This window comes from Streptomyces sp. 13-12-16 (assembly GCF_002114215.1).
Taxonomy (GTDB): domain Bacteria; phylum Actinomycetota; class Actinomycetes; order Streptomycetales; family Streptomycetaceae; genus Streptomyces.
On the sequence record NZ_NCTE01001171.1, the window covers coordinates 1 to 547 of the forward strand.

Annotated in this window: 1 protein-coding gene; it reads left to right on the top strand. The window is 78.2% G+C overall.

Features of this window, described 5'->3' with window-relative positions:
• Positions 1-547 (top strand): KR domain-containing protein (locus B7767_RS36995; protein ID WP_143652850.1); only part of this gene is annotated, 547 nt, incomplete at both ends.

Consider the following 547-nt stretch of genomic DNA (forward strand, 5'->3'; position numbering starts at 1 on the left):
GAGGTCACGCTCCGGGCGTGCGACGCCGCCGACCCCGACGCCGTCGCCGCGCTGTTCGCCGCCGTCCCCGAGGACCACCCCGTCACCGCCGTGGTGCACACCGCGGGCGTCCTCGACGACGGGCTCGTGGAGTCCCTCACCGCCGACCGCCTCACCGCCCTCCTGCGGCCCAAGGCCGACGCCGTCTGGCACCTGCACCGGGCCACGCGCGACCTCGACCTCGCCGCGTTCGTCGTCTTCTCCTCCTTCGCCGGCACCGCCGGCGCCCCCGCCCAGGCCGGCTACGCCGCCGCCAACGCCTTCCTCGACGCGCTCGCCGCGACCCGGCGCGCCGACGGACTGCCCGGACTCTCCCTCGGCTGGGGCCCCTGGGCGCCCGGCACCGGAATGACCGGCGAACTGACCGAGCACGACCTGCGCCGCCTGTCCCGCTCCGGCACGCCCCCGCTCACCCCCGAGGACGGCCTGGCCCTCTTCGACACCGCCCTCACCCTCCCGCGCGCCGTGGTCCTGCCGGTCCGGCTCGACCTGGCCGCGCTGCGCGGCG